Here is a 14,596-nt window from a genome sequence, read left to right as displayed (position 1 = left end):
ACACTGCTCTCCGCAAACGCTCCATAACACGCGAAAGGAAAAACCATGAGCCACGAAACTTACGAGCTCAAGGCCGAAGCGCGCGAACAGGTCGGTAAGGGGTCCGCCCGTGCAGTTCGCCGCAATGGTAAAGTACCTGCAGTAATTTACGGTGACAAGCAGCCTCCCCTGGCGATCGCTCTCACCTACAAGGACATCTTCTACAAGATCCATGGCGGCGGGTTCCTGACCACGGTCGCCACGATCGACGTCGACGGCAAGAAGATCCAGGTCCTGCCGAAGGACTTCCAGCTCGACCCCGTCAAGGACTTCCCGATGCACGTGGATTTCCTGCGCATTGGCAAGGACACGGAAGTCAACGTCGATGTTCCCGTGCACTTCATCAATGAAGACAAGTCGCCCGGCATCAAGCGTGGCGGCGTGCTCAACATCGTGCGTCACGAAGTCGAGTTCCACTGCCCGGCCAATGCGATCCCGGAATTCATCACCGTCGATCTCACCGGCGCCGACATCGGCGATTCGATCCACATCTCGGCGGTCAAGCTGCCGGCCGGCGTCAAGCCGGTCATCTCCGATCGCGACTTCACCATCGCGACCGTTGCTGGTTCGGCGGCGATGAAGCCGGAGACGGAAGAGACGGTCGAGGCTGAGGCTCCCGAAGCGGCTCCGGCCGCCGAAGAGAAGTAACTCTTTCACGCCCGGAGCGGACGATGCCAGGGAAGACGGCGCTTGTCTTTGCAGGCCTCGGCAATCCGGGCGCGAAATATGCTCAAAACCGGCACAATGTCGGCTTCATGGCGGCGGACGCTATCGCTCGCCGCCATTCCTTTTCGCCCTGGTCGAAGAAGTTCCAGGGCCTGATTTCCGAAGGCACGCTCGGCGGCGAAAAGATCATCCTGATCAAGCCGCAGACCTTCATGAACCTGTCCGGCCAGTCGGTCGGCGAAGCGCTGCGCTTCTACAAGCTCGACCTTTCCGCCCTCACCGTCTTCTATGACGAGATCGATCTTGCCGAAGGCAAGCTGCGCATCAAGACCGGCGGCGGCGCCGGCGGCCACAACGGCATCCGCTCGATCGACGGCCATGTCGGCAACGCTTATCGGCGCGTGCGCATCGGCGTCGGCCATCCCGGCGTCAAGGAAATGGTCCAGCATCATGTGCTCGGCGATTTCGCCAAGGCCGACCGCGAATGGCTCGATCCGCTGCTCGACGCGATCGCCGACAATGCAGCGATGATCGTCAAGGGCGACGAGTCCGGCTTCATGAACAAGGCCGCCCTTGCCGTCCAGGGTAAGGCCGGCGCCGAACCGGAAAAGCCGGCCCAGAAGCAGGCTCCGAAACAGCAGAGCCATGTCCGCCAGGCCCGCCCCCAGCAGACACCCGCCAAACTGCCTGAGACCGGCCCGATGGCCGCCATGCTGAAAAAGCTGTTCGGCAACAAGGACTGAGGCGCAGGACCATCGACGTTACAGGGCTTGACGTTGATCACCCCTATCGCCCATAGCCCTCATCAAATTCGCTTTCCCGATAGGACCGGACAAAATGGGTTTCAAATGCGGCATCGTTGGCTTGCCCAACGTCGGCAAGTCGACGCTTTTCAACGCGCTGACGAGGACGGCCGCCGCGCAGGCGGCCAACTATCCGTTCTGCACCATCGAACCGAACACCGGCGAGGTGGCGGTGCCCGATCCGCGCCTGCAGAAGATCGCCGAGGTCGCCAAGTCGAAGGAGATCATCCCGACGCGCATCTCCTTCGTCGACATTGCCGGCCTGGTGCGCGGCGCCTCGAAGGGCGAAGGATTGGGCAACCAGTTCCTCGCCAACATCCGCGAGGTCGACGCCATCGTGCATGTGCTGCGCTGCTTCGAGGATGACGACATCACCCATGTCGAGGGCCGCATCGACCCGGTCGCCGACGCCGAGACGGTCGAGACCGAACTGATGCTCGCCGACCTCGACAGCATCGAGCGCCGCATCGTCCAGATCCGCAAGCGCGCCGGCAGCAAGGACAAGGAAGCGACCACGGTGCTGCCGATGATGGAGGCAGCGCTCGAGCTGCTGCAGGCCGGCAAGCCGACCCGCATCCTGCTCAAGGGGATTTCGGCGGAGGACCTGCGCATCCTGCAGGGGTTGAACCTTCTGACCTCGCACCCGGTGCTCTATGTCTGCAACGTCGCCGAGGCCGATGCCGCGACCGGCAACGAGCACACCAGGGCCGTGGAAAAGATGGCCACCGAGCAGGGCGCCGGCACCGTCGTGATCTCGGCCGCGATCGAGGCCGAAGTCGCCCAGCTCTCGGACGAGGAGGAGATGGAGTTCCTGTCCTCGCTCGGGCTCGACGAGCCGGGGTTGAACAAGGTCATCCGCGCCGGCTACGATCTGTTGCATCTGATCACCTATTTCACCGCCGGTCCGAAGGAAACGCGCGCCTGGACCGTCCACAAGGGCGACAAGGCCCCGCAGGCCGCCGGCGTCATCCACACCGACTTCGAACGCGGCTTCATCCGCGCCCAAACCATCGCCTACAACGACTTCGTCACGCTGGGCGGCGAAGTGGCGGCCAAGGAAGCCGGCAAGGCACGCGATGAAGGCAAGGAATACGTCGTCCAGGACGGCGACGTCATGCTGTTCAAGTTCAACACGTGATGTGACGGAAATCACGTCCCCCATGGCGCCGTGAAGTCCAAATCTCTCGGGGCGGCCACAAGCCGGCCTCAGCTACCGCCGATCACCCTGCGGCCTCCAACCCACACAGCGGCAATATTGGCGCGCCCCGCATTGAGCACAATCTTCTGGAAGATGTCGTCGAGCGTATCGTCGGCAGCGTTGAGGTGGATATTCGAGGCGCTCGCTTTCGTGTCGATCAGCAGCGCGTCGAATTCGTGTCCGACGCGAAAACTGCCCGTCGGCAGGTCGAGCGCTTCAGCACCTCCGGCAGTCGCCAGCCAGAACGCTTCCTGATGCGTGATCGGCTCGCCGGGCGCGCCGCGCTCCTCTGCCGGCAGACCGGCATGCACGCCGCTCTGCAGCGTCCTCGAGGCAGACAGCGCATGCCGGCAGCCATCGAACAGCGATGGGCTGTAGCCGCCTGAAATATCGGTGCCGAGACCGACATGCATGTGCCGGTCGAGTGCCGCGCGCAGCGGAAACACCGCATTGGCGAAGTAGATATTGGAGAGCGGGCAATGAGCGACGCCAGCGCCCTTCTCCTTGATCAGATCCATGTCCTGTCCGTCTATGAAGTTCGAATGCGCCAGGATCGTGTGGCGGGTGAGCAGGCCGAAACCATCGAGGCTTGCCGCATCGGTGCGGCCGAAGCGGTCTTCCACGAACTGTTTTGCCCAATCGCTTTCGGAGCAATGGGTCTGCACGTGGCAGCCGAACTCCTCGGCGAGCTCGCCCAGCCCCTGCAAAGCCGCATCCGTGCAGCTTGGAATGAAGCGTGGCGTTATCACCGGCTGGACCAGCGGCCTTTCGCCCGGACCCAATGACCTGACCGCTTCGATGAAGCGCCTGGTATCCGAAACGGCACTTGCCGCATCGGTATCGCGGTAGAAGGGTGGGCACTGTTCGGGATCGTCCATCACCACCTTGCCGACCAGGGCGCGCTGGCCCTTTTCGAGGCATGTCTCGGCGAGCGCCACGCTCGCCTCGACGTGGACGGTGGCGAAATAGAGCGCCGTGGTGGTGCCGTTGGCGAGAAGATTGTCGACCAGATCGGCATAGACCTCGCGAGCATAGTCCAAATCCGCATAGCGGGCCTCGAGCGGAAAGGTGTATTTCTGCAGCCAGACTTCGAGCGGCACATCCAGCGCCTTGCCCATCTGCGGCCATTGCGGCGCATGGATGTGCAGGTCGATGAGTCCGGGCAGCAGGAACTGCCCCTCACCGAGTTCCATCAGCCTGCCAGCCTGACGGGCATCGCTCATCGTCACCGCGTATTCCGGGTGGCCGGGCGCCAGGATCTCGGCTATGCGCCCTTGCGCACCAACGCAGAACAGATGCTCCTCCAGCACCTCCAGCCTGCCACGCTCGGGCGTGTGGAAGGCAGTGCCAAGCAGCGTGAACGGTTCTGCCGTCATATTGTCGCTCCGGTTCTGCTGGCGCGCGGGACTGCCGACGCGTGGCCTAGAAGAAAACAGTTGGCAAACATTTCCACCGCTGTCCTTTGCCGCCGACTGATCCCATGATCGGCCGGGGATTTCCAGAGGGGACATCATGGAACGCGTTGCGCCAGAAATCACTTTGATCGCTCAGCCGGACGATCCGTTGCCGCTGGGCAAGGCCGCCCTGCTCGGCCTCCAGCACGTGCTGGCGATGGACGTTTATATCGTGCCGTTCATCATCGCTTCGGTGCTTGCCTTCAGCGTCGGCGACGCCGGCGCGTTCATCCAGTCGGCCTTCGTGGCGGCCGGCGTCGCAACCCTGATCCAGTCGCAGCTTCTGATGCGGCTGCCGGTCGTCCAGGGACCGTCCTTCGTCCCGATCGGCGCGGTGCTGGCGATTGCCTTCGGCGCCGGCGGCGGCATGGCAGGACTGTCCGCCGTGATCGGCGCGCTCATTCCGGGCGCCATCCTGGTCATGCTGCTTGGCTCGCCGACAAAGCTCTTCCACCGTCTCGTCAACCGCTTCGTGCCGCCCATCGTTGGCGGCGCCATCATCATCGTCGTCGGCGTCGCGCTGATGCCGGTGGCGCTGAAGGAGAGCGTGTTCGCTGTCCACGGCGCCGCCACCGTCGGCGGCAACATCATCCTCGCCTTCATCGCCGCGGCAGTGCTTGTCGGCTGCATGCTGACCGGCATGGCGCTTGGCGCGAAAGGCGCTTGGCTGCGCCTGCTGTCCGTCATCATCGCGCTCGTCGCAGGCAGCGTGGCGGCCGCTTTCATGGGTCAGTTGGACATGACGGGCGTTTCCGCCGCGACCTGGTTTTCCATGCCGCGCATTGCATTCCTCAATCTCGACGTGACCTTCTCCTGGTCTGCGACGCTGACGATGCTGATCGTCTATATCGTCGTCCTCGCCGAAACCACCGGTACCTGGTTCGCGGTCGGCGCCGTCATCGATAGGCCGCTCTCGGACCAGCAGCTCGACCGGGGCGCTACCGGCGAAGGCCTCGGCTGCCTCATCAGCGCGCTGCTGTGCAGCACACCGGTCACCGGCTATTCGTCCAATGCCGGCATCATCGCCATAACCGGCATCGCCAGCCGTGCCGCCTTCGCGGCGGCCGGCATCTTCCTGGTGCTGTTCGGGCTGATCGGCAAGCTCTCCGCGGTCATCGCCTCGATCCCGGGACCGGTGATCGGTGGCGTCTTCGGCGTGCTGTGCGTCGTCATCGCCATGAACGGTTTTCGCGTGGTGCGCGCCACGCCGCTGACCGAAAGGAACATGCTGGTCATCGGCCTGCCGATCCTGATGGCGCTGTTCGCCACACTGGCGCCGCCGGATTTCATCAAGACGTTGCCCGACATCGTTCAGTATATTTTAGGCTCATCCATCGCCTTCGGCGCCGTCTGGGCGATCGTCCTGCACCAGATCCTGCCGAACGCCCGCTAGACTATCGGAGGCGCGCGGCTGGCGCCGACCGCTGCCGCGGGCCCGATCGCGCCGGCTGGCTCACCAGAAAGGGCTTGACCAAACCGCCCGCGGCCTGCATCCGGGTTTTGCCGATCCATGCGGATCGCGCATTCTACAACCGGATTTGCAGACCATGACCGCAAAGACATGGGCGTATGAGGACTTCGTGGAGGGGACCTCGTTCGACCTCGGCGCCAAGCAGGTGAGCGCGGCCGAGATCATCGAGTTCGCCAGCGAGTTCGATGCGCAGCCGATGCACCTCGACGAGGAGGCTGGCAAGGCCAGCATCCTCGGTGGCCTGTCGGCTTCGGGTTGGCACACCTGCGCCATGTTCATGCGCATGCTGTGCGATGCCTTCTTGCTGGACTCCACCTGCCAGGGTGCGCCTGGCGTCGATCAGGTCAAATGGAAGAAGCCGGTGCTCGCCGGCGATACGCTGCGGGGCAACCTGGTGGTTCTGGCCAGGCGCCTGTCGAAGTCGAAGCCGCAACTCGGCTTCGTGACCATGCGCAGCGAACTGGTCAACCAGCGCGGCGAAAGCGTCTTCGAGCTCGAGAATTCCGTCATGTTCCTGACCCGCGATGCCGCCGGGAGCCTGTCATGACACTGGATGAATTCTTCCGCATCGGCACCACGGTGACGCTGGGCTCGCACACATTCGAGCCCGAGGCGATCAAGGCGTTCGCCCGCAAATACGACCCGCAGATCTTCCATATCGACGAGGACGCCGCGAGGAAGAGCGTGCTCGGCGGGCTCTGCGCCTCCGGCTGGCATACCGCCGCCACCTGGATGAAGCTGAACCTGGAGACCCGCCTGGACGCCGAAGGCTGGGACGGCCCGGTGCCCGAATTCGGCCCCTCGCCCGGCTTCAAGAACCTGAAATGGCTGAAGCCCGTCTATGCCGGGCAAACCATCACCTTCACCCGCACGGCGCTTTCCCACCGCCCCATCGCGTCCCGCCCCGGCTGGCGTTTGCTGGCGCTGCTCTGCGAGGCCACCGATTCGACCGGCGGCAAGGTGCTGGAATTCGAAAGTGCGGTGCTAGTGAAGGTGGAGTAGCACAGGCGCTTCTCCCTTCTCCCCCTGTGGGAGAAGGGAAACCCGCACCCTCAATGGCCCTCGAAGCCGATCAGCGTCCGCACCGGCACGCCGAGCGCTTCAAGCTTCGCGCGCCCGCCCAGATCCGGCAGGTCAATGACGAAGCAGGCGGCGAGGATGTCGGCGCCGATCTGGCGCAGCAGCTTGACCGCCGCTTCCGCCGTGCCGCCGGTGGCGATCAGATCGTCGACCAGGATCACCTTCTCGCCGGGCGCGACGCCGTCCTTGTGCATTTCCATCTCGTCCAGCCCGTATTCCAGGCTGTAGGCGACGCGCACGGTCTCATAAGGCAGCTTGCCCTTTTTGCGGATCGGCACGAAGCCGGCCGAAAGCTGATGGGCGACGGCGCCGCCAAGGATGAAGCCGCGCGCTTCGATGCCGGCGATCTTGTCGATCTTCTGCCCGGCATAGGGATGCACCAGCTCGTCGATGGCGCGGCGGAAAGCGCGCGCGTTGCCGAGCAGCGTGGTGATGTCGCGAAACAGGATGCCAGGCCTGGGATAGTCCGGAATGGTGCGGATCGACGCCAGCAGCGTGTCTTCGAGCGAGGATTTCATGAAGCGGCTCCGGATGATCCAGCTGACAGAAGCGAAACGGCGCGGGGCCGATCGTAACCCGGCGCGACCGACAACGGCTAGCGCGATGTGACGGTCGAGACAAGCACATCCGGCATGTGCGGTGACGGCCATGTGACACCGCACAGGTGTGGCGGTGTAATCCACCCCAAAAGCAGAAAGGGCGCCTCGCGGCGCCCCATGTCGTGCTCCGAACGGCCGCCTTAGTGCGCGACGGCTTCCCACACCTTGCGCTTGGTCATGTAGACCAGGGCGCCGAACAGGAGCAGGAACACCAGCACGCGGAAGCCCATCTTCTTGCGGTCTTCCATGTGCGGCTCGGCCGCCCATGTCAGGAAGGCAGCCACGTCGCGGGAATACTGGTCGATAGTCTGCGGCGAACCGTCGTCATAGGTCACCTGGCCGTCCGAGAGCGGCTTGGGCATCTTCAACGATACGCTGGACATGAAGTACGGATTGTAGTGCGTGCCTTCCGGGATGACCATTCCGGCCGGCGGCGTCTGGTCGTAGCCGGTCAGCAGCGAATGGATATAGTCGGGGCCGCCCGCGTCATACTGGGTGAAGATGTCGAAGACGAACTGCGGAAAGCCGCGCTCGACGCCGCGCGCCTTGGCCAGCAGCGACATGTCAGGCGGCGCCGCGCCGCCATTGGAGGCAGCGGCGGCTTCCTCGTTGGCGAACGGCGCCGGGAAATGATCGGACGGCTTGCCGGGACGGTCGAACATGTCGCCGGCATCGTTGGGGCCGTCATGGATGGTGTACTCGGCCGCCAGCGTCTTGATCTGGGCGTCGCTGTAGCCGAGGTCCGAAAGCGTGCGGAACGCCACCAGGTTCATCGAATGGCAGGCCGAGCAGACTTCCTTGTAGACCTTCAGGCCGCGCTGCAGCTGCGCCTTGTCATAGGTGCCGAACGGGCCGGTGAAGCTCCAGCTCATTTCCTTCGGCTCGTTGATCGGGAAATGCGTCGGAGCCGCCGCGTTGTGCGCCTCTTCGGCCGCGAACGCCCAAGTGCCTGCTACCCCAGTGCCGGCGGCCACAAGGCCGACCAGCGCCAGCGAGGTGAGAATCTTTTTCATGCCAAATCCCCTTAGATTCTCTACCGCTCAGCCCTTGGTCTCAGGTGCTGCCATGGCGCCCGCCGGATGTCCGCTGCCGCCCTTGTTCTTCTCCAGCACCGCCTCGGTGATCGAATTCGGCAGCCTGCGCGGTGTCTCGATCAGGCCGAGCACCGGCAGGATGACGAGGAAGAAGGCGAAGTAGAACAGCGTCGCAGCTTGAGCGTAGCCAACGTAGTTGCCCACGACCTCACCGGTTAGGAGGCTCAACAGACCGCCGCCTTCCGCCGGCTGCGAGCCCAGCCAGCCCAGCAGGATGGCATTGGCCACGAACAGCCAGAAGAACAGCTTGTACCAGGGCCGGTAGACCGCCGAGCGCACCTTGGAGGTATCGAGCCACGGCACCAGGAACAGCATGACGATGGCGCCGAACATGCACAGCACGCCGCCGAGCTTGGAATTGATCGGCCCGATGTTGAAGGTGATGGCGCGCAGGATCGCGTAGAACGGCAGGAAGTACCATTCCGGAACGATATGGGCCGGGGTCTTCAACGGGTTGGCGACCGTGTAGTTGTCCGGATGGCCGAGATAGTTCGGCAGGTAGAAGACGAAATAGGCGAAGACGAACAGGAACACGATCATGCCGAACGCGTCCTTGATGGTCGCGTAGGGGGTGAAGGCGACTGTGTCGGTCTTCGACTTGACCTCGATGCCGGTCGGGTTCGACTGGCCGACGACATGCAGCGCCCAGACGTGCAACACGACGACGCCGGCAATCATGAACGGCAGCAGGTAATGCAGCGCGAAGAAGCGGTTGAGCGTCGGATTGTCGACGGCAAAGCCGCCGAGCAGGAGCTGCTGGATCCAGTCGCCGACCAGCGGAATGGCGCTGAAGAAGCCGGTGATGACGGTGGCGCCCCAGAAGCTCATCTGCCCCCATGGCAGCACATAGCCCATGAAGCCGGTCGCCATCATCAGGAGGTAGATGATGCAGCCCAGGATCCACAGAAGTTCGCGCGGCGCCTTGTAGGAACCGTAATAGAGACCGCGGAAGATGTGCAGGTAGACGGCGATGAAGAAGAACGAGGCGCCGTTGGCATGCATGTAGCGCAACAGCCATCCCGAATTCACGTCGCGCATGATCTTCTCGACCGAACCGAAGGCGAGATTGGTGTCGGCCGTATAGTGCATGGCCAGCACGATGCCGGTCAAGATCTGCGCCACCAGCATGATCGCCAGGATGCCGCCGAAGGTCCACATATAGTTCAGGTTGCGCGGCACCGGATAGGCGATGAAGCTGTCATAGACCATCCTGGGCAGCGGCATGCGGGCGTCGAACCAGCGTTCGATACCGGTCTTCGGCGTATAGGTCGAGTGTCCCTCGCTCATCGAAATATCCCCTGCCTCAACCGATAAGGAGTTTGGTGTCGGAAACGAACTTGAATACCGGAATCGCCATGTTCTCCGGCGCCGGGCCTTTGCGGATGCGGCCGGCAGTGTCGTATTGCGAGCCATGGCACGGGCAGAACCAGCCGCCGAAATCGCCTTCCTGGCCGAGCGGAATACAACCCAGATGGGTGCAGACCTGAACCATCACCATCCAGGCTTCCTTGCCGGGCGTGGTGCGGTTGGCGTCGGTCGCCGGCGCATCGGCCGGCAAATTGGCGTTGCGCGCGATCGGATCCTTGAGATCGGAGAGACTGACGGCCTCGCCTTCCTTCATTTCCTTCTCGGTGCGGTTGCGCACCACGACGGGCTTGCCGCGCCACTTGACGATCAGCGAGCTGCCAGGCGTCAGCGAGGAAACATCGACCTCGACCGAAGCGAGCGCCAGCGTCGAGGCGTCGGGGCGCATCTGGTCGATGAACGGCCAGGCGAAGGCACCGGCGCCGACCACGGCGGCCATGCCGGTGGCGACGTAGAGAAAATCTCGACGGTTGGGATCGTGGATGTCGGTTGCGCTCACGGGTGCCTGATCCTTTCGCCTCTTCCGCGCCGGTGGTCGAGCCTTGTTCCCCGCTCAATCACGCCAACCCGACAGCGCATGGCGAACAGGCTAGCGAATTCCTCCGGCATTTGGACTTCGGTTTATGCGTGAAGCCCGTTCTTGTCCAGACGGGTGAAGGCACAAGGGCAGATTGTCGCGGGGACAAAATACCCGGTCGCCCGGCGGGACGGCCAGGCGCCGTGAATGGCGGCTAAACAGCCGGGAAACAACCGCAAAACCGATGCCTGGCTTCGCCTCGACAGGGAGCATCGGCGTGATCTATCCTTGGCCGCATGGCGCATGTCATCGATCGCGAGGAATGGGCTGTTCGTTCCAACCACTGGAAGGGCGAACTGCAGTGCGGCGCCTACGGCTCGAACTCCTGCCTGATCTTCAACTACCTGCCCGGCGTCGGCGGCGGCCCGCGGCTGCACGCTCATCCCTATGCTGAGATCTTCATCATCCGGGAGGGAACCGGCCTGTTCACCGTCGGCGACCAGGAAATCGAGGCCACCGCCGGTCAGATCGTCATCGTGCCGCCGCACACGCCGCACAAATTCACCAATCTCGGCCCGGGTCCGCTGGAAACGACCGACATCCACGAAAACGGTAGCTTCATAACCGAATGGCTGGAGTGATTCCTGCATAGCCCTGGCGGATTCCCGGTTGGCGCCTAGATCTACGGCATAGGCGCCATCCGGGAAGCCGCCAGGGCCAGGACATGCGAACCTCGACCATCGAAATCGAAGGGCTGAGCATTGCCATGCGCGAGGCAGGCCCTGCCGGAGCGCCGGCTTTCCTCCTGCTGCATGGATGGCCGCAAAGCTCCTACGCCTTCGAGCGGGTGATCGGCCGGCTGGCGGCCGACTACCGGGTCGTCGCCCCTGACCTGCCCTGCATCGGCGGCTCGCAAGGCCTGCCCGGGGCTGGCGACAAGAGAACCCTGGCGAGACTGATGCGAGGCGTCGCCGAGGTTTGCGGGCTGCGGCAACTCGTGGCCGCCGGCCATGATGTCGGCGGCCAGATCGTGTTTGCCCTGTTGAGAGACCATCCGGACATCCTTTCCGGCGCGGCGATCATGGATGTCGTCATTCCAGGCATTGCGCCGTGGGAGAAGGTCATTCGCGATCCGCGGATCTGGCACTTTGCGTTCCATGCCGTCCCGGCCTTGCCGGAAACGCTGGTCAGCGGCCATCAGAGCGCCTATTTCGACTTCTTCTTCAATGTGCTTTCGAAGGATCGAGCCTCGATCCCTGACGACGCCAGGGAAATCTACGCCAAGGCCTATTCCCGGCCGGAAAGCCTCCAGGCGGGGTTCGACTGGTATCGCGCCTTTCCCGAGGATGCCAAGGCCAATGCCGCGCGGCCCGCGAAGCCGATTGCGATTCCGGTGCTGTATCTGAGGGGTGCGGCCGAGTCCGGCGACATCGGCGACTATGTCGATGGCCTGCGCGCCGCCGGGCTCTCAAATGTCGAGGGCGACATCATAGCCGACAGCGGACATTTCGTTGCCGACGAAAATCCCGATGCGCTTGCCGCCCGCCTGGCGCGCTTCCACGGGGAAATCAGCGCGGCAAGCTCCAGCTCTACATGGCGCCAAGCCTGACCAGCACGGCTTTCGGGATATCGTATTCGTGGATCACGGCGTCATGCTTGCGAAAGCCGCACAGTTCGCGCTGGATGAAATAGCCATGCACCGCCGCGGCCGCCTCCTTGAGCAGACGGGGGCGCAACTCATCGTCGCCATTGTCGCGCAGCCGGGCCAGGGTTTCTTCCACGCGCTGTCCGGCGCGACCGAGTGCGGCCGCCTTCTCGGCGAGGATTTCATGGCCAAGCGCGTCGAAAGTCGCCTCGGCAGCCGAAGTGCCGGCAAGATGAGATGGCGGACGCAAGCACATTTCAGTTTCCCTTCCCGAACACCATGCGGTGGGTAACGAATTCTTCGCCTTCCAGGCGCTGAAAGCCAAGCCGTTCATAAAAGCCGAAGGCCTCCGGCGGCGCGCGGGTGTTCAACACGGTGAAATATTGGCGAGCCCGATCGATCACGGTCTCGACCAGCATGCGGCCAAGGCCGTTGCGGCGATGGCGTGAGCTGACGAACAGGTGCCGGACCCGGCCCTGGTCCCTGCCCTCGAAATAAGGATCGATGTTCAGCCCGCAAACGCCGGCGAGTTCGGCGCCATGCCATGCTCCAAACAGCGCCTCGCCCCGCCTCAGGAACTTGTTGCGGCCGCTTGCCCAGCCATCGCCCAGGCGCACCAGCATCCAGTAACCCTCCAGCCGGCTCTCTTCCTTCAACGCGTCGAAGGCCGCCACGGTTGGTCGCAAACGCTTGAGCACGTAGCCGATCCCTGGGCCGATTTCTGGGCCGACCTCTGGGCCGATTTCCGGGCTGGCCTCTGGCGATCCACCCATGCGCCTACTCCGCCGGCCGCGTCTCTTCCAGCACGCTTTCCTCGTGATAGAGGAAGCCGCCGGATTGGCGCTTCCACAGCCGGGCATAGAGCCCGTCGAGCGCCACAAGTTCGTCATGCGTGCCTTGCTCGACGATGCGGCCGCCGTCCAGCACTACCAGCCGGTCGAGGGCCGCGATCGTCGACAGCCGGTGCGCGATGGCGATCACGGTCTTGTTCTCCATCAGCCGCGTCAGATTCTCCTGGATCGCCGCCTCGATGTCGGAATCGAGTGCCGACGTCGCCTCGTCGAGGATCAGGATCGGCGCATCCTTGAGGAAGACGCGGGCGATGGCCACGCGTTGGCGCTGGCCGCCCGACAGTTTCACGCCGCGCTCGCCGACGAAGGCTTCGTAGCCATGGCGATCCCTGTTGTCGCGCAAGGTGAGGATGAATTCGTGGGCCTCGGCCTTCTTCGCAGCCGCGATCACCTGCGCGTCGGTCGCATCGGGCATGCCGAGCTTGATGTTGTCGCGTAGCGAGCGGTGGAACAGGGCGGTGTCCTGGCTGACGACGCCGATATTGGCGCGCAGCGAATTCTGCGTCACACCAGAGACGTCCTGGCCGTCGATGGTGATCTGGCCACTTTCGAGATCGTAAAGGCGCAGGATCAAATTGGCCAGCGTCGTCTTGCCGGCGCCCGATGGCCCGACCAGCCCGACCTTCTCGCCCGGCTTGACGACAAGGTGGATACCGTTCAGCACGCCGAACCCCTTGCCGTAATGGAACTCGACATTCTTCACGTCGATGCGTCCGCCCGTCACGACCAGCTCCTTCACGCCCGGTTCATCGGTCAGGCCGAGCGGCTGCGAGATCAGCGCCTTGGAGTTCTCCAGCACGCCGAGGTTTCGCAAGATGCCGTTCATCTGCATCATCACCCGGCCGAGCAGCATGTTGAGCCGCAGCACCAGCGACAGCGTAAAGGCGACGGCGCCGACGGTGATCGAACCCTCGACCCAGAGATAGACGGCAAAGCAGCCGATCGCCGTAATCATAACGCCCGAGAGCGTCGTCAGCGCCATGCGCACGCCGGTCAACCGGCGGGTGAAAGGCCGCAGCGCGTCGAGATAGATGTCGAAGCCGTTCCTGATGTAGCGGTCGTCGCCGTCGGCCGCGAACAGTTTCAGTGTTTGCACGTTGGAATAGGAATCGACGATGCGGCCATTGATCATCGAGCCCGCCTCGGCTGTCGCTTCGGCGTGCTTGCGGATCGCCGGCAGGTAGCGCCTGGCCAGAAAGCCGAAGGCGGTGATCCAGATCACCACCAATGCCGCCAGCCTGAGGTCCAGCCCTGCGACCAGGGCCAGCGTCGTCACCGTATAGACGATCATGAACCAGACGACCTCGATGAAGCTTTCCATCAGGTCGCCGGTCGCCTGCCCCGCCTGCCAGACTTTCGTCGCGATTCTGCCGGCGAAATCGTTCTGGAAGAAGGCGTAGGACTGGCGCGAGACGTGCCGGTGCGCCTGCCAGCGCACCAGATTGTAGAAGCCGGGCGTGATCGTCTGTTCGTCGACCAGCGCCGACAACCCGACGACCACGGTTCGGATGACCAGCACCACCGCGACCATGAACACAAGTTCGGGGCCGGCGGCGGTCCACAGCGCGTGCCAGCTCCGCTCGCCGGGCAATTGATCGAGAATATCGACCAGCCGCCCGACAAAATAGAACAGGCCGGCCTCGACCAGCGGCGCGATGCCGCCGATGACCAGCATGGCGAAGAAGGCGAACTTCGCCTGGCCGACATAGTGCCAGAGGAAGCCGGCGACGCTGGCCGGTGGCCGAAGATTCGCCGGCTCCCTGAACGGATAGACCCAGTTCTCGAACCAGCGGTAGACGGCTGTCATCATGCGG

The 14,596-nt window shown here is 63.7% G+C and carries 16 protein-coding genes; 8 read left to right on the top strand and 8 right to left on the bottom strand.

Annotated features, from left to right (window positions below; translation table 11 throughout):
* Positions 1-45 precede the first annotated feature (45 nt).
* The 3 genes from FJ970_RS11175 (at position 46) to ychF (ending at position 2,646) form a co-directional block, all read left to right on the top strand.
* Positions 46-687 (top strand): 50S ribosomal protein L25/general stress protein Ctc, encoded by a 642-nt coding sequence (locus FJ970_RS11175; protein ID WP_140758470.1) that lies wholly within the window; start codon positions 46-48, stop codon positions 685-687.
* A 23-nt stretch (positions 688-710) separates the two neighbouring features.
* Positions 711-1,448 carry an aminoacyl-tRNA hydrolase gene (pth, locus tag FJ970_RS11170; protein ID WP_140758471.1) on the top strand — a complete coding sequence of 246 codons (738 nt, stop codon included), beginning with the start codon at positions 711-713 and terminating at the stop codon, positions 1,446-1,448.
* Between the two features lie 94 nt (positions 1,449-1,542).
* Complete coding sequence (gene ychF, locus FJ970_RS11165; RefSeq protein WP_140758472.1) at positions 1,543-2,646, top strand: redox-regulated ATPase YchF; 1,104 nt, start codon at positions 1,543-1,545, stop codon at positions 2,644-2,646.
* Between the two features lie 68 nt (positions 2,647-2,714).
* Here the strand turns inward: ychF and guaD are convergent, their stop codons facing one another.
* Positions 2,715-4,082, bottom strand: a complete 1,368-nt coding sequence (gene guaD / locus FJ970_RS11160; RefSeq protein WP_140758473.1) for a guanine deaminase — start codon at positions 4,080-4,082, stop codon at positions 2,715-2,717.
* A gap of 136 nt (positions 4,083-4,218) precedes the next feature.
* Between guaD and FJ970_RS11155 the strand changes: the two genes are divergently transcribed.
* The 3 genes from FJ970_RS11155 to FJ970_RS11145 all read left to right on the top strand — a co-directional run bounded on the left by FJ970_RS11155 (position 4,219) and on the right by FJ970_RS11145 (position 6,633).
* Complete coding sequence (locus FJ970_RS11155; protein WP_140758474.1) at positions 4,219-5,553, top strand: uracil-xanthine permease family protein; 1,335 nt, start codon at positions 4,219-4,221, stop codon at positions 5,551-5,553.
* Between the two features lie 154 nt (positions 5,554-5,707).
* Complete coding sequence (locus FJ970_RS11150) at positions 5,708-6,178, top strand: MaoC family dehydratase (protein WP_140758475.1); 471 nt, start codon at positions 5,708-5,710, stop codon at positions 6,176-6,178.
* The gene (locus FJ970_RS11145) at positions 6,175-6,633 is read left to right on the top strand and encodes a MaoC family dehydratase (RefSeq protein WP_140758476.1); all 459 of its coding nucleotides are present in this window, start codon (positions 6,175-6,177) and stop codon (positions 6,631-6,633) included. Before FJ970_RS11150 ends, FJ970_RS11145 begins: the two co-directional genes overlap by 4 nt.
* Positions 6,634-6,683: 50 nt before the next feature.
* On the opposite strand, the gene FJ970_RS11140 is transcribed toward FJ970_RS11145, so the two are convergent.
* The 4 genes from FJ970_RS11140 to petA all read right to left on the bottom strand — a co-directional run bounded on the left by FJ970_RS11140 (position 6,684) and on the right by petA (position 10,268).
* The gene (locus FJ970_RS11140) at positions 6,684-7,229 is read right to left on the bottom strand and encodes an adenine phosphoribosyltransferase (protein ID WP_027143364.1); all 546 of its coding nucleotides are present in this window, start codon (positions 7,227-7,229) and stop codon (positions 6,684-6,686) included.
* A gap of 221 nt (positions 7,230-7,450) precedes the next feature.
* Complete coding sequence (locus tag FJ970_RS11135; RefSeq protein WP_140758477.1) at positions 7,451-8,323, bottom strand: cytochrome c1; 873 nt, start codon at positions 8,321-8,323, stop codon at positions 7,451-7,453.
* 27 nt (positions 8,324-8,350) lie between these two features.
* Positions 8,351-9,691 (bottom strand): cytochrome b, encoded by a 1,341-nt coding sequence (locus FJ970_RS11130; protein ID WP_140758478.1) that lies wholly within the window; start codon positions 9,689-9,691, stop codon positions 8,351-8,353.
* Positions 9,692-9,707: 16 nt separating this feature from the next.
* The gene (gene petA / locus FJ970_RS11125; RefSeq protein ID WP_140758479.1) at positions 9,708-10,268 is read right to left on the bottom strand and encodes a ubiquinol-cytochrome c reductase iron-sulfur subunit; all 561 of its coding nucleotides are present in this window, start codon (positions 10,266-10,268) and stop codon (positions 9,708-9,710) included.
* Between the two features lie 314 nt (positions 10,269-10,582).
* On the opposite strand from petA, the gene FJ970_RS11120 reads away from it, so the two are divergent.
* Both FJ970_RS11120 and FJ970_RS11115 read left to right on the top strand, forming a co-directional pair.
* Positions 10,583-10,927, top strand: a complete 345-nt coding sequence (locus FJ970_RS11120; RefSeq protein WP_140758480.1) for a cupin domain-containing protein — start codon at positions 10,583-10,585, stop codon at positions 10,925-10,927.
* An 83-nt stretch (positions 10,928-11,010) separates the two neighbouring features.
* A complete protein-coding gene (locus FJ970_RS11115; protein ID WP_140758481.1) occupies positions 11,011-11,895 on the top strand; it encodes an alpha/beta fold hydrolase in 885 nt (294 codons plus the stop codon).
* On the opposite strand, the gene FJ970_RS11110 is transcribed toward FJ970_RS11115, so the two are convergent.
* From FJ970_RS11110 to FJ970_RS11100, 3 genes are read right to left on the bottom strand one after another with little or no spacing between them, the layout of a single operon-like run.
* A complete protein-coding gene (locus FJ970_RS11110; protein ID WP_140758482.1) occupies positions 11,876-12,187 on the bottom strand; it encodes a DUF6665 family protein in 312 nt (103 codons plus the stop codon). The genes FJ970_RS11115 and FJ970_RS11110 overlap by 20 nt on opposite strands.
* A gap of 1 nt (position 12,188) precedes the next feature.
* Entirely contained in the window at positions 12,189-12,704 is a 516-nt protein-coding gene (locus FJ970_RS11105) for a GNAT family N-acetyltransferase (RefSeq protein WP_224595727.1), read from the bottom strand.
* 4 nt (positions 12,705-12,708) lie between these two features.
* Complete coding sequence (locus tag FJ970_RS11100) at positions 12,709-14,592, bottom strand: ABC transporter ATP-binding protein (RefSeq protein WP_140758483.1); 1,884 nt, start codon at positions 14,590-14,592, stop codon at positions 12,709-12,711.
* Between the last annotated feature and the right edge of the window lie 4 nt (positions 14,593-14,596).

Source organism: Mesorhizobium sp. B2-1-8 (assembly GCF_006442545.2).
GTDB lineage: Bacteria > Pseudomonadota > Alphaproteobacteria > Rhizobiales > Rhizobiaceae > Mesorhizobium.
Note: the sequence above shows the minus strand (reverse complement) of the source record. Positions and strands in the feature narration are given on the sequence as shown.